The following is a 21,064-nucleotide window of genomic DNA, read 5'->3' on the forward strand; positions in this document are numbered from 1 at the left end:
CTAACGCCCCGGCGAGGTGCTCGGGGTGGCGGACGGGCTCGGGGTCGGGCCGGGTGGCGCGGGCTCGGCGTCGGAGTCGACGGCGGCGTACGCGACCGCCCCGACGAGCAGCAGGGCGATCACCCCGATCTTCGTGGTGGCCACCTTGATCAGCAGCCACGCGGTGCGCCGGGCACCGGGCACGGTCTTCTTGACGGTCTGGTAGTCGGCCCACCCGCGTCGCGCCCGGGCGTACGCCGACCCGACACCGGTTCCGATGATCAGGCCCACCAGCAGGAGGGCCACGATGACAGGACGCTCCACCCACGCCAGTATCCACACTCAGCGTAATATTTCCATTGTCCGATCATTCCGCGCCGGGTATCCGACAGTTCTCACGTTCCCACGGCGGTCCGGGCGGGCATGAGGGCAGCTCAGCCGCCCTTTCCGATGATCGTGTCGGCGGTCTTCTGCACCTGTTCGATGGGGATGGCGAAGCCGATCCCGATGGAGCCGTTGCCGTCGATGGTGGCGATCGCGGTGTTCACCCCCACCACCTCGCCGCGCGCGTTGACCAGCGGGCCGCCCGAGTTGCCCGGGTTGATGGAGGCGTCGGTCTGCACCGCGGTGTGCCGGTTGTCGCCGAGGCGCACCTCCCGGTCCAGGGCGCTCACGATGCCGGCGGTGACGGTGCCGGCCAGCCCCAGCGGCGAGCCGACCGCCAGCACCGGCTCGCCGACCCGGGTCGACCCCGGCTTGGCCAGCGGCAGCGCCGCCAGGCCGGCCGACGGGGGCACCCGGAGCACCGCGAGGTCGCTGCGCGGCTCCCGGCCGACCACCTCGGCGGCGAACCGCCGCCCGTCCGGCAGCTCCACCGTCACCGAGCCGCCACCGCCCTTCGCCAGGATGTGGTCGTTGGTGATGATGTGCTGCTGGTCGTCGACGGCGAAGCCGGAGCCGGTCGCCGAGGCCCCGCCGCCCCCCACGAGCACCGAGACGACCCCCGGCACGGTCTTCTCGGCCGCGGTCACCAGCTCCGCCGGGACCGGGGCCGCCGAGGCCGCCGCCGGGCCGGGCGCACCGTCCCGGCTGGCCACCACGCCGCCGGCCACCGCGCCGGAGGCGGTGGACAGGGCCACCACCACCAGCCCGGCCAGCAGCCGCCCGTGCCGGCGCCATCCGGCCGGGCCACGGTCCGACCCGGGCCCGTCCCACCGGGAGCGCCCGTCCGGGTCCAGCTCCGGCGAGATGAACCAGGGGCCGCGCGGCTCGCCCAACCCGGTCTGCACTGCCATGCGTACGCTCCTCACGTGTTCTTCTCGGCGGTGGCCGTACGGGTCAGGGCAGTCGGGAGAACCAGCGCATCGAGCCGGCCGCGGCGCCCATGGCGAACACCAGTCCCAGGCCGATGAAGCGGGCCGAGACGTCCTGCCGTTCGGTGCGGTAGCCCACCGAGGTGCCGATGTCGTCGTAGACGGCACGCAGTTCGTCGCTGGTGTGGGCCTCGTGGAACCCGCCCCCGGTCTCCTCGGCGACCGCGCGCAGGGTCTGCCCGTCCACCGGCACCTGGATCGGCCGGCCGCCCCGGTCCACCGTGCCGCCGGGGGTGCCGAACGAGATGGTGTGCACCGGCACCTTCATGGTCACCGCGTCGGCCGCCGCCTCCATCGGGTCCATGCCGGAGGTGTTCGCGCCGTCGGAGAGCAGGATGATCCGGGCCGGCGGCGGATCCTTGGCCGCCTGGCTGTCGAAGCCCTTCACCGCGCCGAGCGACGTGCTGATGGCCTCGCCGATGGCCGTGCCCTGCACCCCGGTGGCCCCCTCGACCAGCCGCTCGACCCCCTCGTGCAGCGCCTCCCGGTCGGTGCTCGGCGGCACCAGCACCGCCGCGCTGCCCGCGAAGGCGACCAACCCGACGTTGAACTCGTCGGGCAGGCTGTCGACGAAGCGCCGGGCGGACTCCTTGGCGGCGCTGAGCCGGTCGGGTTCCACGTCGCCGGCGAGCATCGAGGTCGAGACGTCCACGGCCACCATCACCGTCGCCCGCTCGCGGGGGACCCGCACCTCCGCCGTCGGCCGGGCGAAGCCGACCACCAGCAGCGCCAGCATGGCGAGGAAGAGCCCGGCCGGCAGGTGCCGCCGCCAGGTCGGCCGCTGCGGCGCGACCCGGTCGAGCAGCCGCAGGTTGGTGAAGCGGACGGCGTACCGGCTGCGCCGGCGCTGCGCCAGCAGGTAGCCGACGGCCAGGGCGAGCACCCCGAGCAGCAGCCAGAGCCGGACGGGTGACTGCCAGATCACAACGCACCTCCCCGGGCCGCGCCGGCCGGGGCCGCCACCAGCCGCCGCTGGGCGTGCACGTGGCGCACGATGTCCGCGCTCCAGTCGCGGTCGGTACGCAGCGGCAGGTGGGTCGCCCCGCTGCGGCGCAGCGCCTGGCCCACCTGGTCGCGCTGGGCGGCAGCGGCGACCGCGTACCGCTCGCGCAGGCGGGGGTCGCCGGTCCACACCTCCCGCGTCCGGCCGGTCTCCGGGTCGACCAGGGTGATCAGGCCGACGTCCGGCAGTTCCAGTTCGCGCGGGTCGGTGACCTGCACGGCGAGCACCTGGTGCCGCACGGCGAGCCGGCGCAGGGGCGCCTCCCAGGCCGGCGCGTGCCGGGGGTCGTCGGGCAGGCCGTCGAGGAAGTCCGAGACCACCACCACGAGGCCGCGCCGCAGCGCCACCCGGTGCACGGCGGCCAGCCCGTCGGCCAGGTCGGGGCCGCCGGGCGGCGGGCGGCGCTCGTCGTACGCGCCGGCGCGCGGCGCGGTCAGCAGGGCCCGGAGCAGCCCGAGCAGGTGGGTACGCCCGCTGCGGGGCGGGAAGCGACGCAGCCCGGCCGGGCCGAGCACCTGCGCGCCGAGCCGGTTGCCGACCCCGGCGGTGAGGAAGCCGACCGCCGCCACGGCCGCCACGGCCAGTTCGCGTTTGTCCAGCTCGGCGGTGCCGTACTCCATGCTGGGGCTCGCGTCCACCAGCAGCCAGGTGGTCAGCTCCCGGTCGGCGTCGACCTCGCGGACGTGCGGGACCGTGGTCCGGGCGGTCACCGCCCAGTCCATCCGGCGCACCTCGTCCTCACCGGGGCGGTACTCCCGGCTGCCGGCCGGCTCGCTGCCCGGCCCGGGGAGCAGGCCGCGGTACCGGCCGTGCAGCAGGCCGTCGAGCCGTCGGGTGACGGTCAGTTCCAGCCGGCGCAGCCGCCGGTCCGGGGCGAGGTCGGCCAGCCCCGGGTCGGCCGGCACGGACGCCGGCGCGGTGGCCCCGCGCCACCTCATGCCGCCGCCAGGTCGGTCGCGAACTCGGGGTGGCCGGTGGCGACGCGGGGCGGCGGCACCGCCTCGACCAGCCGGTGCACCAGCGACTCGGCGGACACCCCGTCGGCGACCGCGTCGAAGGAGAGCACCAGCCGGTGGGCCAGCACGTCGACGGCCAGCTCGCGGATGTCCTCGGGCAGCACGTACTCCCGGCCGCGCAGCAGCGCCTGGGCCCGGGCGGCGGCGACCAGCCCGAGCGTGGCCCGGGGGCTCGCCCCGTACGCGAGCAGCGGGGCGATCTCCGGCAGGCCGAACCGGCCGGGGTCGCGGGTGGCGAGGATGAGCCGGACGACGTACTCGGCGAGGGCGTGGTGCACGAAGACGTGGGTGGCGCGGGCCTGGAGGTCGCGCAGCCGCTGCGGGTCGAGCACCCGCCGGGCGGTGGGCCGGTCGGCGCTCATCCGGTAGAGGATGGCCAGCTCGTCGGCGTCGCTCGGGTAGTCGACCACGATCTTCATCAGGAACCGGTCGCGCTGCGCCTCCGGCAGCTGGTAGACCCCCTCGGACTCGATCGGGTTCTGGGTGGCCAGCACCAGGAACGGGTCGGGCACGGCGTAGCTGCGCCCGCCGATGGAGACCTGGCGCTCCGCCATCGCCTCCAGCAGCGCGGACTGCACCTTGGCGGGGGCGCGGTTGATCTCGTCGGCGAGCACCAGGTTGGCCATGACCGGGCCCAGCTCGATGTCGAAGGTCTCCTTCGACGCCCGGTAGATCCGGGTGCCGACGATGTCCGACGGGACGAGGTCGGGGGTGAACTGGATCCGGGAGAAGGTGCCGCCGACCACGGTGGCGAGGGTCTGCGCGGCGAGGGTCTTGGCCACCCCGGGCACGCCCTCCAGGAGGCAGTGCCCGTCGGCGACGAGGGCGGTGAGCAGGCGCTCGACGAGCCGATCCTGCCCGACGATCACGCGTTTGACCTCGAAGAGGGTCTGTTCCAGCTCGGCGGAACTCGCGTCGGGATCGGCCGGGCTGGGCACGCTGGCCAGGGTGTCCGAGATGTCCGTCACGGTGCTTGCTTCCCGTGGCGGCCCTCGGACAAACGTCGGATTATCAGCGCCTGGGCGGTCCTTACCGGCCCGAACCGGGACGAGCCTCCCGGGCCGGCAGCGACGACGCGGCCGGCCACACACCGGCGGGGGCACCCGCGTACCCGACTCGACCGCCGGTGGTCCGCCGCGTGGCGCCGGCCCCCACGGGCGGTGGGGGCCGGCGCGTCAGCGGGTGCGTCAGTTGGTGATGGCCAGGTGGAAGGGCCGGTCGGACGGGCTGCCGGACGAGTTGCGGGTCTGGATGAAGACCGCGTTCGGCGTCTGGAGCCGTGGCGCCACCGAGATCTCCCCGCCCGGCGGCACGTTGAACGGGTCGGTGGTGCCGATGGTGGCCTGGAAGCCCTTCAGCGTGACGTTGTAGGTGAACAGGACCTGGTACTGCCCGGGGCCGTACCTGGTGGCGGAGACCGCCTCGGGCGAGCCGCGGAGCAGCGTGCCACCGCTGCTGACGACGGCGAAGGAGATGGTGCCCGGCGCGGTCGCCTGCGTGGACGGTCCCTGCGCCAGCGCGGCCTTGGCCTTGCGGGCCTCGGCGGGCGTCACCGCCGGCTGACTGCCGCCGCCCGGCTGACGGAGGGACGGCTGGGCGACCTCGGCGGGTGCCTTCGCCGCCGGCTGGGCGACGGCGACGCCGCCCCCGGCCAGGGTGAGCGCCAGGGCGGCGAAGGCCACCGCCACCGCCTTGCGTCGGAAGAGTGTGGTCATGACAGGGTCTCCCTTTTGTTGACCGTGCGGCTTCGGCCGCTCCCGCGTTGCCACGGGGCGGCAGATTTCCATTCTGGGGCCGGAAAAATGAGCGACAACCGCCGGAAGCCCGCACTTCAGGCCGCACCATAGATGTTGCCGTCTCGACGATTTCCACCGGCCTTGAGCAGGTATTACTACTCAGAGTTTCGACGTCTCAACCCACTGGAACGTAGCATCGCAAAAAGCCGGACGTCAATAGTTGATCACGGTTCGCCAAATCGTTCGACGGTCGTCGACAATTTGTGAAAAGCGAATGCCCCGGCATTCACGAATGGGCGTGACGGAGGCGACGGGGCCGCGGTGCGCGGGGGGCCGGGCTACTCTCCAGCCATGATCACGCCAGGCGCGCCCATCACCACCGGGGCGCGGCCATGACCACCGGGGCGGCGGAACGGGTGACGGGCAGCCGGGCGGGACGACCGGGCACCGCGCTCTGCTGGGCGGCCGTCGCGCCCGGGGTCGCCTGGGCAGCCCTGCGGCTGGCCGGCCTCGACCACGGGCCGCTGGTCCAACTACTGGCCTTCACCCCGTACGTGGCCGCCGGGAGCCTGCTGCCGCTGGTGCTCGCGCTCGCGCTGCGGCGCCGGTGGCCCGCGGTGGTCGCGGCGGTGGTCACGACGGCGCTGGTGGCCGTGGTCGCGCCCCGGGCCCTGCCCGCCGGGCAGCCCTCGGCCGCGGGGCCGACGGTGCGGGTGCTGACCGCCAACCTGCTCGCCGGGGCCGCCGACGCGCGGGCGCTGGTCGACCTGGTCGAGCGGCACCGCGTCGACGTGCTCACCGTGCAGGAGTTCACCCCCGGGGCCGCGGCGGAGCTGGACCGGCTCGGCCTGGACCGGCTGCTCCCCCACCGGCACCTCGACCCGCAGCCGGGCACGGTCGGCTCCGGGCTCTACGCCCGGTTCCCGGTCGACGAGGGCGGCGTCCGGCGCAATCGCGGCGGTTGGGGCTTCGACCAGGCGTACGGCACGGTGACGGTGCCCGGGGCGCCGCCGGTGCGGGTCGAGTCGGCGCACCCGGCGGCGCCCTACGCGGTGGACCAGGTCGGCCACTGGCGCACCGACCTGGCCGCGCAGCCGCCCGCGACGCCGGACGGGCCGCTGCGGATCCTGGCCGGCGACTTCAACGCCACCCTCGACCACGCCCCGCTGCGCGCCCTGCTGGCCACCGGCTACGTCGACGCCGCCGACGAGGTCGGCGCCGGCCTCACCGGCACCTGGGGCCCCTACGACGGCGACCCGATCCCGCCGGTGACCATCGACCACGTGCTGGTCGACCGCCGGATCGCCGTACGGGCGGTGGCCGTGCACCGGGTGCCGGGCAGCGACCACCGCGCCGTCCTGGCCGAGCTGCGCCTGCCGGCCGGCTGACCCGCCGGCCCGCCACGGTGGCCGGTGCCCGCGCGGTATCCACCGGCCTCCGAGCGCGGCCGGCGGCGCCGGGACCGGGCCGCCTCAGACCCGGGCGCGGTCGAGGCCGTAGGTGAGGGCGTCGACGAGGGCGTGCCAGCTCGCCTCGACGACGTTGGGGTGCACGCCGACCGTGGTCCAGTCGCGGCCGTTGCGGTCGGCGGTCTCCAGCAGCACCCGCGTCACCGCTCCGGTGCCGCTGCTGCCCTCCAGGATCCGCACCTTGAAGTCGGCCAGCTCGAAGTCGCGCAGCTGCGGGTAGTGCCGGGCCAGCCCGGCCCGCAGCGCCTCGTCCAGGGCGTTGACCGGGCCGTTCCCCTCCGCGGTGGCGATCACCCGCTCCCCGCGTACGCGGATCTTGACGGTCGCCTCGGAGACCACCGCGCCGTCCTCCCGGTGCTCGACCAGCACCCGGTACGACTCCAGCGTGAACGGCCTCGGCGGCGCGGTGTCCAGCTCGGCGCGGACCAGCAGCTCGAACGAGGCGTCGGCGGCCTCGAACGACCAGCCGTCGGCCTCCAGCTCCTTGACCCGCCCGGTCACCCGGGACAGCGCCTCCGGATGGCCGGCCAGGTCCAGGCCGAGCTCGCGGCTCTTGAGCTCGACGCTGGCCCGGCCGGCCATCTCGGTGACGAGGATCCGCATGTCGTTGCCCACCACCTGTGGGTCCACGTGGTTGTAGAGCAGCGGATCCACCTTGATCGCGCTCGCGTGCAGCCCCGCCTTGTGGGCGAAGGCCGCGGCCCCGACGTAGGCCTGGTGGGTGTCGGGGGCGATGTTGGCGATCTCGGCGATGGCGTGGGAGACCCGCACCATCTGCCCCAGGCAGCCCTCCGGTAGGACGGGCAGCCCGAGCTTGAGCTGGAGGTTGGCGACCACGGCGAAGATGTCGGCGTTGCCGGGGCGTTCGCCGTAGCCGTTCGCGGTGCCCTGGAAATGCCGCACCCCCGCCTCGACGGCGGCGATCGTGTTCGCCACGGCGCAGGCCGTGTCGTTCTGGCAGTGGATGCCGAGCAGCTCCGGGCCCACGCCCAGCCGGGCGGTCAGGTCGGCGATGGCGGCGCTCACCTGCGAGGGCAGCATGCCACCGTTGGTGTCGCAGAGCACGAACCGCTCGGCGCCGGCGGCGAGCGCGGTCTCCACCACGGAGGCCGTGTACGCCGGGTCGGACCGGTAGCCGTCGAAGAAGTGCTCGCCGTCGACGAAGACCCGGCGACCCTCCGCCACCAGGTGCGCCACGGTGTCGTGGACCATCGCCAGGTTCTCCCCGGCGGTGGTGCGCAGCGCCCGCTCGACGTGCCGCAGGTCGGCCTTGGCGACCAGGGCGACCGCCGGGGTCTGCGCGTCGAGCAGACCGCGCACCTGCGGGTCGTCGGCGACCTGCACCCCGGCCCGGCGGGTGGCCCCGAACGCCACCAGCAGCGCGTGTCTCAGGTCCAGCTCGCTGCGCGCCCGGCGGAAGAACTCCGTGTCCTTCGGCACCGCGCCCGGCCAGCCGCCCTCGATGAAGCCGACCCCGAGCTCGTCGAGCAGCCGCGCCACCGCGAGCTTGTCGACCACCGAATAGCTGAGCCCCTCGCGCTGGGCACCGTCGCGCAGCGTCGTGTCGTACACCTGGAAGGTCATCAGGGATCCTTTCGAGAGCAACAAAAAGACCCCCCGCGGATGCGGGAGGTCTGCGCGCTCGGCGGAGGGGGAGGCCGGCGCGCTAGGTGCGAATAATCAGGTAGGTGCTGGTCACGATCGCTACTCTGCCACCCGAGCACTGGTTTTGGGAGGCATAGTCCACATGACGGGACGGTGACGGAGGGTCGCGATACCCCGGCCGGCCCCCGTACGCGGGCGGAACCGGAAGCTGGTGATCCACTTCACAAGTAACCCGGCCGCCGCCAGGCGGAAACAGCACTGAGGAAGTATCTGGAACCGATCCAGTTTTACCGGCCTCGTGCCACTGTCAAGGAGGACCTGTGCTCACTGTCGGTGACCGCTTCCCCGAGTACGAACTCACCGCCTGCGTGTCGCTGGACGCCGAGAAGGCGTTCGAGACGATCAACCACAAGTCCCACGAGGGCAAGTGGCGGGTCGTCTTCTTCTGGCCGAAGGACTTCACCTTCGTCTGCCCGACGGAGATCGCCGAGTTCGGGCGGCTGAACGACGAGTTCGCCGACCGGGACGCCCAGGTCCTCGGCGTGTCGGTCGACAACGAGTTCGTCCACTACGCGTGGCGCAAGGACCACCCGGACCTGCGCGAGCTGCCGTTCCCGATGCTCAGCGACATCAAGCGCGAGCTGACCGCCGCCTGCGGCGTGCTCGGCGAGGACGGCGTGGCCCAGCGGGCGACCTTCATCGTCGACCCGAACAACGAGATCCAGTTCGTCATGGTGACCGCCGGTTCGGTCGGCCGGAACGTCTCCGAGGTGCTGCGGGTGCTCGACGCCCTGCAGACCGACGAGCTCTGCCCGTGCAACTGGAACAAGGGCGGCGAGACCCTGGACGCCACCAAGCTGCTCGCCGGCGCCGGGGCCTGACCGTGGGTCTGGACGCGGTCAAGGCGGCTCTGCCGGAGTACGCCAAGGACATCAAGCTCAACCTCGGCTCCACCATCGGCACCAGCACGCTGAAGCCGGAGCAGGCGTGGGGCACCGCCCTGGCCTGCGCCGTCGCCGCGCGCAACCCGGTGGTGCTGCGGGAGATCGCCGACGAGGCGGCCACCCACCTCGGGCCGGAGGCGATCGAGGCGGCCAAGGGCGCCGCCGCGATCATGGCGATGAACAACGTCTACTACCGGGCCAAGCACCTGATCGGCGACGAGCAGTACCAGTCGATCCCGGCACGGCTGCGGATGCAGATCATCGCCAAGCCGGGCGTGGAGAAGGCCGACTTCGAGCTCTGGTGCCTGGCCGTCTCGGCCATCACCGGCTGCGGCGTGTGCCTGGAGTCGCACGAGAAGACCCTGCGCGGCGCGGGCTTCAGCCGCGAGCAGGTGCACGAGGGGCTGCGCATCGCCGCCGTCGTGCACGCCGCCGCGGTCACCCTGGACGCCCAGGCCGCGCTCGCCTGACGCGTACGCCCCGATGGGCCGGCGCCGCACGACGGCGCCGGCCCACCGCCGTCTCCAGCGCCGGCCCACCGCCGGTCCCCCGCCGTTTCCGGCGGCGACCGCCCGGGTAGCTCCTCCGAGGACGAGGACTCGATCCGGCGAGACGACTGGCGACAGTCGGGGCAGGAGTTGTCACATGGACAGGCTCGACCCGCACAGCACGCACGGCAGCCCGGACCCGGTGCGCCACGGCGGCCAGGGCGAGTTCGCCGGCGGCGCGCCCGCCGGCACGTTCGACCCGTGGCGCTACCGGGACACGGCGCGGGTGGCCGACGCCGACCTGGTCGGCTACAAGGTCGAGGCCAGCGACGGCGGCATCGGCAAGATCGACAATGCCAGCCACGAGGTCAACGACAGCTACCTGGTGGTGGACACCGGCCCGTGGATCTTCGGCCGGAAGGTCATGATCCCGGCCGGCACGGTGAACCACGTCGACCACGACGAGCGCAAGGTCCACGTCGACCGGAGCAAGGACCAGATCAAGGCCGCCCCGGAGTACGACGAGACCGCCGACACCGACCCCACCTACCGGGACCGGCTCGGCGGCTACTACGGCGAGACGTACTCGGCGATCCCGCCCGGCACCGCCCGGTAGTCACCGGCGCGCGACGGTCTCCCGCCACCCGCGGGAGACCGTTACCGTGTCAACGTGGACGCCCCCGAGGTCAACCGCAGGATCCCGTTCGCCACGATGTTCAACTTCCGCGACGTCGGCGGCCACTCCGGCCACGACGGGCGCACCGTCCGCCGGGGCCGGCTCTACCGCTCCGACTCGCCGCACCGCATCGACGACGCCGACCGGGAGGCGTTCGCCGCCCTCGGCGTGCGCACGGTCATCGACCTGCGCCGCCCCTACGAGGTGGAACGCGACGGCCGGATTCCCCAATTCGACGGCCTGACCTGGCGCAACATCCACCCGGAGCACGCCGAGTGGGGCGAGCGGCCCTACCAGCCGGGCAGCGACCTGGCCCGCTACCTGGCCGACCGGTACGCCGACCTCGCGGAGACCGGCACGGCCGGGCTCGCCGAGGCCGTCGGGCTGATCGCCGACAGCGCCAACGCGCCCGTGGTGGTGCACTGCGTCGCCGGCAAGGACCGCACCGGCATCGTCTGCGGGCTCACCCTCGCGGTGCTCGGCGTCGACGACGACGAGATCGCCGCCGACTACGCGCTGAGCACCGAGGCCGGCGAGCGGTACCGCGCCTGGTTCGAGGCCACCGGGCAGCAGGCGGGGCACACCCTGCCGGTGCTGACCTGTCCCGCCGAGGCCATGACGCTCTTCCTCGCCGAGCTGCGGGCGGCCCACGGCTCGGTCGAGGGCTACCTGCGCCACGCCGGCGTCACCGACGCCCAGCTCACCGCCCTCCGCGACCACCTGCTCGACTGACGCGGGCGCGGCCGACGGCGACGCCGCCCCCGCGCCGGGACGGCACGGGGGCGGCACGCTCGGGCGTACGGGTCAGAAGATGCGCCGGACCCAGCCGTGCGGGTCGTCGGCCACGCCCCGCTGGAGGTCGACGAGCTGCTGGCGCAGGGCCATGGTGACCCGGCCAGGCCCGCCGTCGCCGACCAGGAACTCGCCGTCGGGGAAGCGCACCTGCCCGATCGGGGTGATCACGGCGGCGGTGCCACAGGCGAACACCTCGCGGAGCCGGCCGCTGGCCGCGTCGGCCTGCCAGTCGGCGAAGCTCACCGGCCGCTCCTCGACCCGGTGCCCCGCGCCGGCGGCCAGCTCGAGCACCGACTCCCGGGTGATGCCGGGCAGGATCGTGCCGGTCAGCGGCGGGGTGACCACGGTGCCGTCGTCGTAGACGAAGAACACGTTCATGCCGCCCAGCTCGTCGACGTAGCGGCGCTCCACCGCGTCGAGAAAGACCACCTGGTCGCAGCCGTGCTCGATCGCCTCGGCCTGGGCCACCAGCGAGGCGGCGTAGTTGCCGCCGCACTTCGCCGCGCCGGTGCCCCCGGGGGCGGCCCGGGTGTAGTCCGGGGAGACCCAGACCGTCACCGGCTTGACCCCGCCGGAGAAGTACGCGCCGACCGGCGAGGCGATCACCACGTAGAGGTATTCGTTGGCCGGGCGGACGCCGAGGAACACCTCGCTGGCGAACATGAACGGACGCAGGTAGAGGCTGCCGTCCTCGCCCTCGGGAATCCAGTCCCGGTCGACCTCGACGAGCCGGCGCAGCGAGTCGACGAACGCCTCCTCGGGCAGCGGCGGCATCGCCATCCGCCGGGCGGAGGCGGCGAACCGGGCGGCGTTGGCCTCCGGCCGGAACATGGTGACCCCGCCGTCGGGCGTCCGGTACGCCTTCAGTCCCTCGAAGATCTCCTGCGCGTAGTGCAGGACCGCGGCGGCCGGGTCCATCGGGATCGGCGCGCGCGCCTCGACCCGGGCGTCGTACCAGCCCTTGCCGTCGGCGTAACGGATGGTGACCATGTGGTCGGTGAAGACCCGGCCGAACCCGGGGTTGGCCAGCAGGGCGGCCCGGTCGGCGACGGATACCGGCGCGGGATTCGGACGGATCTCGAAGTCGAGCTTGTCACCACCGCTCATCGCGCTGACCTCCCTGGGGACGGACGGCACACGGGTCCGCATGCCGAGAAAGATGGTGCGAGAAACTTACCCCGAACGGTCGTTCAGGGGGTAGCTACGCCCGGCGCATCGACGGCGCCGGACGGGTGACCCGCCGCGGCGCCGGTGGCGCCGGACGGGCGGCGGACGGGGAGGGGCGCCCCGGTGGGGCGGGCCCGCCGGCTTCAGGAGGCGGCGTACCCGGCCAGCCGGTCGCCGACCTCCTCGGTGCGCAGCGGTACGCCCGGGGCCCGGCCGGCCAGCTCCGTGCCGACCGCGGCGGTGACCCGGGCCGCGGCGTCGGCGTGCCCGAGCTGGTCGAGCAGCAGCGCGGCCGAGAGCACGGCCGCCACCGGGTCGGCCACGCCGCGCCCGGCGATGTCCGGCGCGGAGCCGTGCACCGGCTCGAACATCGAGGGGTAGGCCCCCTCGGGGTTGATGCTGCCGCTGGCCGCCAGCCCGATCCCGCCGGTGACCGCCGCGGCGATGTCGGTGAGGATGTCGCCGAACAGGTTGTCGGTGACCACCACGTCGTAGCGCTGGGGCTGGGTGACCAGGAACATCGCGGCGGCGTCGACGTGCTGGTACTCCGTGGACAAGTCGGGGTGCTCGGCGGCGACGGCCTCGAACGCGCGCGCCCACAGCGAGCCGGCGTGGGTGAGCACGTTCGTCTTGTGCACCAGGGTGACCTTGCGCCGCTCGCGGCGCGCGGCGCGGGCGAAGGCGTCGCGGATCACCCGCTCCACCCCGTGCCGCGTGTTCAGGCTCTCCTCGGTGGCGACCTCGGCGGGGGTGCCGCGGTGCAGCGCGCCACCGGCGCCCGCGTACAGGCCCTCGGTGCCCTCGCGCACCACCACCATGTCGACCTCGCCGGGCTTGACGCTGGCCAGCGGCCCGGCCACGCCGGGCCAGAGCCGCGCCGGGCGCAGGTTGACGTACTGGTCGAAGGCGAACCGCAGCTTGAGCAGCAGGCCCCGCTCCAGCACGCCCGGCGGCACGGTGGGGTCGCCGACCGCACCGAGCAGGATGGCGTCGTGCCCGGCCAGCTCGGCCAGCACCGAGTCGGGCAGCACCTCGCCGGTGCGGTGCCAGCGGGCGGCGCCGAGGTCGTACTCGGTAGTCTCCACCCCCGGGAGCACGGCGTCGATGACCTTGCGGGCCTGCGCGACCACCTCGGGTCCGATCCCGTCCCCGGCCACCACCGCGATCCGTGCCACGTCCTGCGCTCCTTCGCCTCGCCGTTGGGTCCGACCGTACGCCGCTGTCCCGCCTCCCGGTACGAAGGTTCCACCATTCGGGAAACCGGAATGCACAGGAGGCTCTCAGGTGACATTCATGGTGGGGTCATCTCCGCTGCCTAACGTGGTGACGAGCGGGTCACGGGGGCCCGCGACGGCACCGCGACGACGCGGCCCGCCGGCAGCGAGGGAGCACTGTCATGCGGATCGACCAGCAGCCACGGACCCGCTGGGTGGACCAGCCGGCCTTCCAGCCCCGCCGGCCGGACCTGCGGCTCGGCGCCCGCAGCCACCGCGTCGACCGCCCCGGCGCGGCCACCGGCGACCGGATCGCCGTCCAGCACACCGTGCGGACCTCGACGGCGGAATACTCGCTGCTGCTCAACGCGCCCGAGTGGCTGGGCCGCCGGGGCGTCGGGGACGCGCTGCGCGACGCGGTGGCGGAACTACGGGCCATCGACCTCACCTACGGCCCGAGCCGGCCCGAGAGCCTGGTCTCCCGGCTGCGCCGCGGCGAGATCAGCCCCGAGTCGTACCCGCCGCTGGCCGACCTGGTCGACCGCTGCGCGGCGATGCGGGCGGCCACCGACGGCTGGTTCGACGCCTGGGCGGTGCCCGGCGGCTTCGACCCGGGCGGCCTGCTCGGCGGGTGGGCGGTCGAGCGCGCCGCCGCCCGGCTGCGCGCCGCCGGCATCCACGACTACGCCGTGCTCACCGGCGCCGACCTGGTCGTACGCGGGCACGCGGCGCACGGCGGCCCGTGGCGGGTGGCGGTGCACCACCCGACGGATCGACGCCGCGCGCCGCTGGTGCTGGAGATGACGGCGGGCGCGGTCGGCACGTCCGGGGTGAGCGGCCGCCAGGGGCACGTGGTGGACCCGCACACGGGCGAGCCGGCCGAGCAGTTGGTCGCCGCGACGGTGGTCGGCCCCGACCTCGCCGTCGCCGACGCCTACGCCACCGCGCTCTACGCCGCCGGGCCGGCCGGTCTCGTCTGGTTCCGCAACGGGTCGGACTACCGCGCGCTCTTCGCCCACCGCCGCTGAGCCGCCGCCCGGTGCCGTGCGGTCGGCCGGGTGCCGCGCGGCGCGCCGAGCCGCCCGGCGGCGGGCGATGCGGAGGCCCGGTAAGCGCGATCGGCCCCCACGGTCTCGGCAACGACCGTGAGGGCCGGTCAGCGACGAATGCGCGTGGCTCGCGCAATCGAGGGGTGCGGGCCGGTCGGCCGGACGTCGACCTCGCCACCCGAAGACGGGCCTACGCCGCGAGCTCGGCCAGTGACCGCACCGGTACGCTAGCGAATCGACGTAACTCGACGCAAGGGTCTCCACACCGGACCGTCGCGGCGCGGAAAGGCCCATCGGCGGGGCGATTTCGACGGGGTGAACGGCGGATGGCACGCTGTCCGCCGTGAGTTTCGATCTGAGCGTGTGGGCCCTGGCGGACGGGGCGACACCCGAGGACGTGCGGGCCGCGGTGCGGCGCTGCCGGCAGGGGCAGCACGTCGAGCGCCACCCGGATCCGCGGGTGGTGGCGTTCTACCGGGCGATCACCACCAGCTATCCGGACCGGCCCACCGGGCGGGACACCCCGTGGGCGGTGGCCCCGCTGCACGCGGCGAACGACCACGTCGAGCTGAACCTGCACCCGACCTGCCCGGACCAGGTGCTGCTCGACATCGAGCGGCTGGCCGGCGAGCACGACCTGATGCTCTTCGACGCCCAGGACGGCTCGGTCTACCCGCCGCCGGCGCGCCTGCCCGGCTGACCGCCCGGCATCACGACGTCCCCGCCGCCAGCTGACCGCCCGACGGAGACGTCGAACGGCCCGCCGCCACGGAGCGGCCCGCGCGCGACGACGTGCCCGCCGCCCCGGCGGACGACGAAGGGCCCGGCGGAATCGCCGGGCCCCCGTTGTCGTGCGTTCAGCTCACTCGTCGCGCAGGTCGGCGGCGCTGGCCGCGACCGCCCCGATCGAGTCCGCCGCGGAGGTGAGCAGGTCGGCGCCGAGCGCCTGGTCCACCGTGAGGGTCATCAGCGTCTCGCCACCGGCCTCCCGGCGGGCCACCTGCATCGCCGCGATGTTGATGCCGGCCTCGCCGAGCAGGGTGCCGACGGTGCCCACGACGCCCGGCCGGTCGACGTAGCGGAGGAAGACGAGGATGCCCTCCGCGCCGATCTCCACGTCGAAACCGTCCACCTCGGTCAGCTTGAGGACGTCCCGCGTGCCCGCCTGGGTGACCGTGCCGGAGACGCTGACCGTACGCCCGTCGGGCAGCGCGCCCCGGACGGTGACCAGGTCGGGGTGGTCGACCGCCTCGGCCTGGGCGACCAGGGTGACCTCGACGCCGCGCTCGGCCGCCAGGTGCGGGGCGTTGACGTAGGTCACCTGCTCCTCGACCACCGAGCTGAACAGCCCCTTGGTGGCGGCGAGCTTGAGCACCGACACGTCGTGGTTGGCGATCTCGCCGCGCACCTCGACGGTGACGCTGGCGGCGACCCCGCCCGCGACGGCGGTGAAGGCCCGGCCGAGCTTCTCGGCCAGCGGCAGCAGCGGCCGGACGTCCTCGGCGACGACGCCGCCGGCCTGCACGTTCACCGCGTCCGGCACGAACTCGCCCTGGAGCGCCAGCTTGACGCTCTTGGCCACGGCCAGACCGGCCTTGTCCTGCGCCTCGGCGGTGGAGGCACCCAGGTGCGGGGTGGCCACCACGTTGTCGAAGGCGAACAGCGGCGAGGAGGTGCAGGGCTCCTTGGCGTAGACGTCCACACCCGCGCCGGCGACCCGGCCCTCGGCGATGGCGTCGGCCAGGGCCTGCTCGTCGACCAGCCCGCCGCGGGCGGCGTTGACGATCCGGACGCCGGGCTTGACGACGGCCAGCTCCTTCTCACCGATCAGGCCGACGGTCTCCGGGGTCTTCGGCAGGTGGATGGAGATGAAGTCGCTCTCCCGCAGCAGCTCCTCCAGGCCCACCAGGCGGACGCCGAGCTGGGCGGCGCGGGCCGGCTGGATGTACGGGTCGTACGCGATCAGCCGGGTGCCGAAGGCGGCGATCCGCTGCGCGAAGAGCACGCCGATGCGGCCGAGCCCGACCACGCCGACGGTCTTGCCCTGGATCTCCACGCCGGTGTACTTCGACCGCTTCCACTCCCCCGCCTTCAGCGCGGCGCTGGCGCTGGCGGTGTTGCGGGCCACGGCCAGCAGGAGCGCGACGGCCTGCTCGGCGGCGGAGACGATGTTGGAGGTGGGGGCGTTGACGACCATGACGCCCCGCGCGGTGGCGGCCGGCACCTCGACGTTGTCCAGGCCCACACCCGCCCGGGCGACGACCTTCAGCCGCGGCGCGGCGGCGATCGCCTCGGCGTCGATCTGGGTGGCGCTGCGCACGATGACGGCGTCGGCCTCGGAGAGCGCCGAGAGCAGGGCCGGACGGTCGGTGCCGTCGACGTGGCGGACGTCGAAGTCGTGGGCGAGCACCTCGATGGCGGCGGGAGCGAGTTCTTCGGCGATCAGTACGACAGGAGTCATTGGTCCTCGTAGTTGTCGTCAGAGCGGTAGGCCGGGCTGCGGGACGCCGCGCTGCGCCCTGCACTGATCCGTGCCATGGCCGTCAGGTGCCGGCTACGCACCTACCCGCGATCGTAGGGGGCCGGCCGGCCGGCATGTCCCGGACCGTGGGGTGAGTGCCCTCACAACAGGTGACGACCTGCCGGTGAACGGCGCACGACGGGGCGCCCGCGCCGCCTCGGCGAGGCGGGCGAGGTCCGTTCGGGGCGGGTGGCTCCGGCTCGGATCGGCCGGGTGGCGTCGGCGCGGCGAGCGGTGTCGGTGGGTGGCGGAAAGGAGGCGGCCCGGCCGGGCGTCAGGGAGAGCGCCCGGGCCGGGCCGCCGGGGGTGTTCGTCAGGCGGTCTCGGTGATCGGGCGGTCGACCCAGCTCATCATCCCGCGCAGCTTGCGGCCGGTCTCCTCGATCGGGTGCGCCGCGCCCTCGGCCTGCCACTTGCTGAAGTTCGGCCGGCCGGCCTCGTCCTCGGCGACCCACTCCCGGGCGAACTCGCCGGACTGGACCTCGCTGAGGATCTTGCGCATCTCCTCCTTGACCCGGGCGTCGATGACGCGCGGCCCGCGGGAGAGGTCGCCGTACTCGGCGGTGTCCGAGATGCTGTAGCGCATCTTGGCGATGCCGCCCTCGTACATGAGGTCGACGATGAGCTTCAGCTCGTGCAGGCACTCGAAGTACGCCACCTCGGGGGCGTAGCCCGCCTCGGTGAGCACCTCGAAGCCGGTCTGCACGAGCGCCGCCGCACCGCCGCAGAGCACCGCCTGCTCGCCGAAGAGGTCGGTCTCGGTCTCCTCGGTGAAGGTGGTCTTGATCGCGCCGGCCCGGGTGCCGCCGATGCCCTTGGCGTACGACAGGGCCAGGGCGAGCGCGTTGCCGCTGGGGTCCTGCTCGACGGCGACCAGGCAGGGCACGCCCTTGCCGTCGGCGTACTGGCGGCGCACGAGGTGACCGGGGCCCTTCGGGGCGACCATCGCCACGTCGACGTCGGCCGGCGGCTTGATCAGGCCGTAGCGGATGTTGAAGCCGTGGCCGAAGAAGAGGGCCTTGCCCGGCTTCAGGTTCGGCGCGATCGAGTCGGCGTAGAGGCGGCGCTGGGCCGTGTCCGGCGCCAGGATCATGATGACGTCGGCCTCGGCCGCCGCCTCGGCCGGCGTGACCACCCGCAGGCCCTGCTCCTCCGCCTTGGCCCGGCTCTTGGAGCCCTCCGGCAGACCGATCACCACGTCGACGCCGGAGTCGCGCAGCGACAGCGCGTGCGCGTGGCCCTGGCTGCCGTAGCCGATCACGGCGACCTTCCGGCCCTGGATCAGGCCCAGGTCGGCGTCGTCGTCGTAGTACACCTCAACGCTCATGATTTTCCCTTTCGTACGGCGGCCCGGGCGGCCCGTCGTGGATCTGTGCGAATGGCGGTTTCCGGCGGCGCGGCGCCCCGCCCGGGGGGGGGGGGGGGGGGGGGGCCCCGGGGGGGGGGGGGGAAGCGGGGGGGGGGGGGGGAGGTGGGGGGGGGGGGGGGGGGCGCGCCCCCCCCCGGGGGGGGGGGGGGGGGGGGGGGGCCCCGCCGCGTGGGCGGCCGGGGTCAGGCGGCCCGGAGCGAGGGCCCGGCGGTGATGGAACGCGAGCCGCGCCCGATCGCCACCAGCCCCGACTGGACCATCTCCTTGATGCCGAAGGGCTCGAGGTCGCGCAGCAGCGCGTCGAGCTTGTCCGGCGTGCCGGTGGCCTCGATGGTCAGCGTGTCCGGTGCCACGTCGACCACCCGGGCCCGGAACAGGCCGACCGTCTCCAGGACCTGGGCCCGGGCCGCGCGGTCGGCGCGCACCTTGACCAGGAGCAGTTCCCGGGCGACCGAGACCTGCGGGTCCAGCTCGACGATCTTGAGCACGTTGACCAGCTTGTTGAGCTGTTTCGTCACCTGCTCCAGCGGGGACGACTCGGCGTTGACCACGATGGTGATCCGGGAGACGTCCGGGTTCTCGGTCTCGCCGACGGCGAGGCTGTCGATGTTGAAGCCGCGCCGGGAGAACAGGCCGGAGACGCGGGCCAGGACCCCCGGCTTGTTCTCCACCAGCACGGACAGGGTGTGCATCGTCATGCCACGACCTCGCTGCGCGCGGTCGCGTCCTGACGCGGGTGGGGGCGGAACCGAATGATTCGCTCGCTCATGGTCAGAGTTCGTCCTCGTCGAAGGCGGGGCGGACGCCCCGGGCGAACATGATCTCGTCGTTGCTGGTGCCGGCGGCGACCATCGGCCACACCATGGCGTCCTTGCCGACCACGAAGTCGATGACCACCGGGGCGTCGTTGATGGCCATCGCGGCCTCGATGGTCTTGTCGACGTCCTCCGCGTTCTCGCAGCGCAGGCCGACGCAGCCGAGCGCCTCGGCGAGCTTCACGAAGTCGGGGATGCGGTGCTTGTGGGTGCCGAGGTCGGTGTTGGAGTAGCGCTCCCCGTAGAAGAGGGTCTGCCACTGCCGCACCATGCCGAGGTTGCCGTTGTTGATCAGGGCGATCTTGACCGGGATGCCCTCCAGCGCGCAGGTGGCCAACTCCTGGTTGGTCATCTGGAAGCAGCCGTCGCCGTCGACCGCCCAGACCACCGTGTCCGGCTTGCCGACCTTGGCGCCCATCGCCGCCGGCACCGCGTAGCCCATCGTGCCGAGGCCGCCGGAGTTCAACCAGGTGTACGGCTTCTCGTACGAGATGAACTGGGAGGCCCACATCTGGTGCTGCCCGACCCCGGCGACGTAGATCGCGTCCGGGCCGGCGATCTCGCCGAGCCGCTTGATCACGTACTGCGGGGAGAGGGTGCCGTCGGCCGGCTCCTCGTAGCCCAGCGGGTAGCGCCGGCGCAGGTCGTCGAGCTGGGTCCACCAGTCGGCGGTGTCGGCGCGGTGGCCGGCCGACTGCTCGGTGGTCACCGCCGCGATCAGCTCGTCGATGACGTGCCGGGCGTCCCCGACGATCGGGACGTCGGCGTGCCGGTTCTTCCCGATCTCGGCCGGGTCGATGTCGGCGTGCACCACCGTCGCGTCCGGGGCGAACGAGTCCAGCTTGCCGGTGACCCGGTCGTCGAAGCGCGCGCCCAGGGCCACGATCAGGTCGGCCTTCTGCAACCCGTAGACGGCGGCGACGGTGCCGTGCATGCCGGGCATGCCCAGGTGCTGCGGGTGCGAGTCGGGGAACGCGCCCAGCGCCATCAGCGTGGTGACCACCGGGATCCCGGTCAGCTCGGCCAGCCGGCGCAGCCCCTCGGTGGCGCCGGCCTTGAGCACGCCGCCGCCGACGTAGAGCACCGGGCGGCGGGCGGAGGTCATCAGGCGGGCGGCCTCGCGGATCTGCTTGCCGTGCGGGTGCAGGGTCGGCCGGTAGCCCGGCAGGTCCAGCGTCGGCGGCCAGGTGAAGGTGGTGGGCGCCTGGAGGACGTCCTTGGGGATGTCGACCAGGACCGGCCCGGGCCGGCCGGTGGCGGCCAGGTGGAACGCCTCGGCCAGCACCCGCGGGATCTCCTCGGCGTTCTGCACGAGGAAGTTGTGCTTGGTGATCGGCAGCGTGATGCCCTGGATGTCCGCCTCCTGGAAGGCGTCCGTGCCGATCGCCGGCCGCGCGACCTGGCCGGTGATCGCCACCATCGGCACCGAGTCCATGTACGCGTCGGCGATCGGGGTGACCAGGTTCGTCGCGCCGGGGCCGGAGGTGGCCATGCACACGCCGACCCGACCGGTCGCCTGGGCGTAGCCGGTCGCCGCGTGTCCGGCGCCCTGCTCGTGACGGACCAGGATGTGCCGGACCGTGGAGTCGTAGAGCGGGTCGTACGCCGGCAGGATCGCGCCGCCGGGAATGCCGAAGACGACGTCGACGCCGAGCGCCTCGAGGGACCGCACGAGCGAGCCGGCTCCGGAGACCTGGGCCGTGGCGGGTGTGCGTACCCCCGGGACGGCCGGGGTGGCCGCGGCGCGGGTGGCGCCGGCGTGGTCGGCGTCGGTCGCGGGCTCGGCGGCCGGGCGGGCGCGCCGGGCGGAGTGGGCGAGTGTCTCTGGCGTGGGTCTCGTCATTG

Annotated in this window: 20 protein-coding genes; 7 read left to right on the top strand and 13 right to left on the bottom strand. The window is 73.9% G+C overall.

Annotated features, from left to right (window positions below):
* From ABZ793_RS07785 to ABZ793_RS07810, 6 genes are all read right to left on the bottom strand, one after another.
* On the bottom strand, positions 1-303 hold the full coding sequence (locus ABZ793_RS07785) for a hypothetical protein (RefSeq protein ID WP_357453517.1): 303 nt from the start codon (positions 301-303) through the stop codon (positions 1-3).
* 110 nt (positions 304-413) lie between these two features.
* Complete coding sequence (locus tag ABZ793_RS07790; protein ID WP_357453520.1) at positions 414-1,274, bottom strand: trypsin-like peptidase domain-containing protein; 861 nt, start codon at positions 1,272-1,274, stop codon at positions 414-416.
* Positions 1,275-1,317: 43 nt separating this feature from the next.
* A complete protein-coding gene (locus tag ABZ793_RS07795; protein WP_357453523.1) occupies positions 1,318-2,277 on the bottom strand; it encodes a VWA domain-containing protein in 960 nt (319 codons plus the stop codon).
* Entirely contained in the window at positions 2,274-3,260 is a 987-nt protein-coding gene (locus ABZ793_RS07800) for a DUF58 domain-containing protein (RefSeq protein ID WP_357453755.1), read from the bottom strand. Before ABZ793_RS07800 ends, ABZ793_RS07795 begins: the two co-directional genes overlap by 4 nt.
* Before the next feature lie 29 nt (positions 3,261-3,289).
* On the bottom strand, positions 3,290-4,339 hold the full coding sequence (locus ABZ793_RS07805) for a MoxR family ATPase (RefSeq protein WP_357453526.1): 1,050 nt from the start codon (positions 4,337-4,339) through the stop codon (positions 3,290-3,292).
* Positions 4,340-4,558: 219 nt separating this feature from the next.
* Positions 4,559-5,086: a hypothetical protein gene (locus tag ABZ793_RS07810; RefSeq protein WP_357453529.1), complete on the bottom strand. Its 528-nt coding sequence runs from the start codon at positions 5,084-5,086 to the stop codon at positions 4,559-4,561.
* A 413-nt stretch (positions 5,087-5,499) separates the two neighbouring features.
* Here ABZ793_RS07810 and ABZ793_RS07815 point away from each other — a divergent pair, with 413 nt between their 5' ends.
* Positions 5,500-6,495 (top strand): endonuclease/exonuclease/phosphatase family protein, encoded by a 996-nt coding sequence (locus ABZ793_RS07815; protein WP_357453531.1) that lies wholly within the window; start codon positions 5,500-5,502, stop codon positions 6,493-6,495.
* Between the two features lie 84 nt (positions 6,496-6,579).
* Here the strand turns inward: ABZ793_RS07815 and cimA are convergent, their stop codons facing one another.
* On the bottom strand, positions 6,580-8,160 hold the full coding sequence (gene cimA, locus ABZ793_RS07820) for a citramalate synthase (RefSeq protein ID WP_357453533.1): 1,581 nt from the start codon (positions 8,158-8,160) through the stop codon (positions 6,580-6,582).
* A 341-nt stretch (positions 8,161-8,501) separates the two neighbouring features.
* Between cimA and ABZ793_RS07825 the strand changes: the two genes are divergently transcribed.
* The 4 genes from ABZ793_RS07825 to ABZ793_RS07840 all read left to right on the top strand — a co-directional run bounded on the left by ABZ793_RS07825 (position 8,502) and on the right by ABZ793_RS07840 (position 11,021).
* A complete protein-coding gene (locus ABZ793_RS07825; RefSeq protein ID WP_350704756.1) occupies positions 8,502-9,062 on the top strand; it encodes a peroxiredoxin in 561 nt (186 codons plus the stop codon).
* A 2-nt stretch (positions 9,063-9,064) separates the two neighbouring features.
* Positions 9,065-9,595 carry a carboxymuconolactone decarboxylase family protein gene (locus tag ABZ793_RS07830; protein ID WP_350704754.1) on the top strand — a complete coding sequence of 177 codons (531 nt, stop codon included), beginning with the start codon at positions 9,065-9,067 and terminating at the stop codon, positions 9,593-9,595.
* Between the two features lie 175 nt (positions 9,596-9,770).
* Entirely contained in the window at positions 9,771-10,229 is a 459-nt protein-coding gene (locus ABZ793_RS07835) for a PRC-barrel domain-containing protein (RefSeq protein WP_350704752.1), read from the top strand.
* Between the two features lie 54 nt (positions 10,230-10,283).
* Positions 10,284-11,021, top strand: coding sequence for a tyrosine-protein phosphatase (locus tag ABZ793_RS07840; RefSeq protein WP_357453539.1), 738 nt, complete (start codon positions 10,284-10,286; stop codon positions 11,019-11,021).
* 72 nt (positions 11,022-11,093) lie between these two features.
* Here ABZ793_RS07840 and ABZ793_RS07845 read toward each other — a convergent pair whose 3' ends face one another.
* Both ABZ793_RS07845 and ABZ793_RS07850 read right to left on the bottom strand, forming a co-directional pair.
* Positions 11,094-12,191, bottom strand: coding sequence for a branched-chain amino acid aminotransferase (locus ABZ793_RS07845; protein WP_357453542.1), 1,098 nt, complete (start codon positions 12,189-12,191; stop codon positions 11,094-11,096).
* A gap of 203 nt (positions 12,192-12,394) precedes the next feature.
* Positions 12,395-13,426: a 3-isopropylmalate dehydrogenase gene (locus ABZ793_RS07850; RefSeq protein ID WP_357453545.1), complete on the bottom strand. Its 1,032-nt coding sequence runs from the start codon at positions 13,424-13,426 to the stop codon at positions 12,395-12,397.
* A gap of 221 nt (positions 13,427-13,647) precedes the next feature.
* Between ABZ793_RS07850 and ABZ793_RS07855 the strand changes: the two genes are divergently transcribed.
* Together ABZ793_RS07855 and ABZ793_RS07860 are read left to right on the top strand one after the other, a co-directional pair.
* Complete coding sequence (locus tag ABZ793_RS07855) at positions 13,648-14,493, top strand: FAD:protein FMN transferase (protein ID WP_357453548.1); 846 nt, start codon at positions 13,648-13,650, stop codon at positions 14,491-14,493.
* A 364-nt stretch (positions 14,494-14,857) separates the two neighbouring features.
* A complete protein-coding gene (locus ABZ793_RS07860) occupies positions 14,858-15,214 on the top strand; it encodes a hypothetical protein (protein ID WP_357453551.1) in 357 nt (118 codons plus the stop codon).
* 162 nt (positions 15,215-15,376) lie between these two features.
* Here the strand turns inward: ABZ793_RS07860 and serA are convergent, their stop codons facing one another.
* The 4 genes from serA to ABZ793_RS07880 form a co-directional block, all read right to left on the bottom strand.
* Positions 15,377-16,975, bottom strand: a complete 1,599-nt coding sequence (gene serA, locus ABZ793_RS07865) for a phosphoglycerate dehydrogenase (RefSeq protein WP_357453554.1) — start codon at positions 16,973-16,975, stop codon at positions 15,377-15,379.
* 373 nt (positions 16,976-17,348) lie between these two features.
* Positions 17,349-18,362, bottom strand: a complete 1,014-nt coding sequence (gene ilvC / locus ABZ793_RS07870) for a ketol-acid reductoisomerase (protein WP_357453557.1) — start codon at positions 18,360-18,362, stop codon at positions 17,349-17,351.
* A gap of 224 nt (positions 18,363-18,586) precedes the next feature.
* The gene (ilvN, locus tag ABZ793_RS07875; RefSeq protein WP_089001623.1) at positions 18,587-19,102 is read right to left on the bottom strand and encodes an acetolactate synthase small subunit; all 516 of its coding nucleotides are present in this window, start codon (positions 19,100-19,102) and stop codon (positions 18,587-18,589) included.
* Positions 19,103-19,175: 73 nt separating this feature from the next.
* Positions 19,176-21,062, bottom strand: a complete 1,887-nt coding sequence (locus ABZ793_RS07880; RefSeq protein WP_350704741.1) for an acetolactate synthase large subunit — start codon at positions 21,060-21,062, stop codon at positions 19,176-19,178.
* Between the last annotated feature and the right edge of the window lie 2 nt (positions 21,063-21,064).

This window comes from Micromonospora sp. NPDC047465 (assembly GCF_040643125.1).
Classification (GTDB): domain Bacteria; phylum Actinomycetota; class Actinomycetes; order Mycobacteriales; family Micromonosporaceae; genus Micromonospora.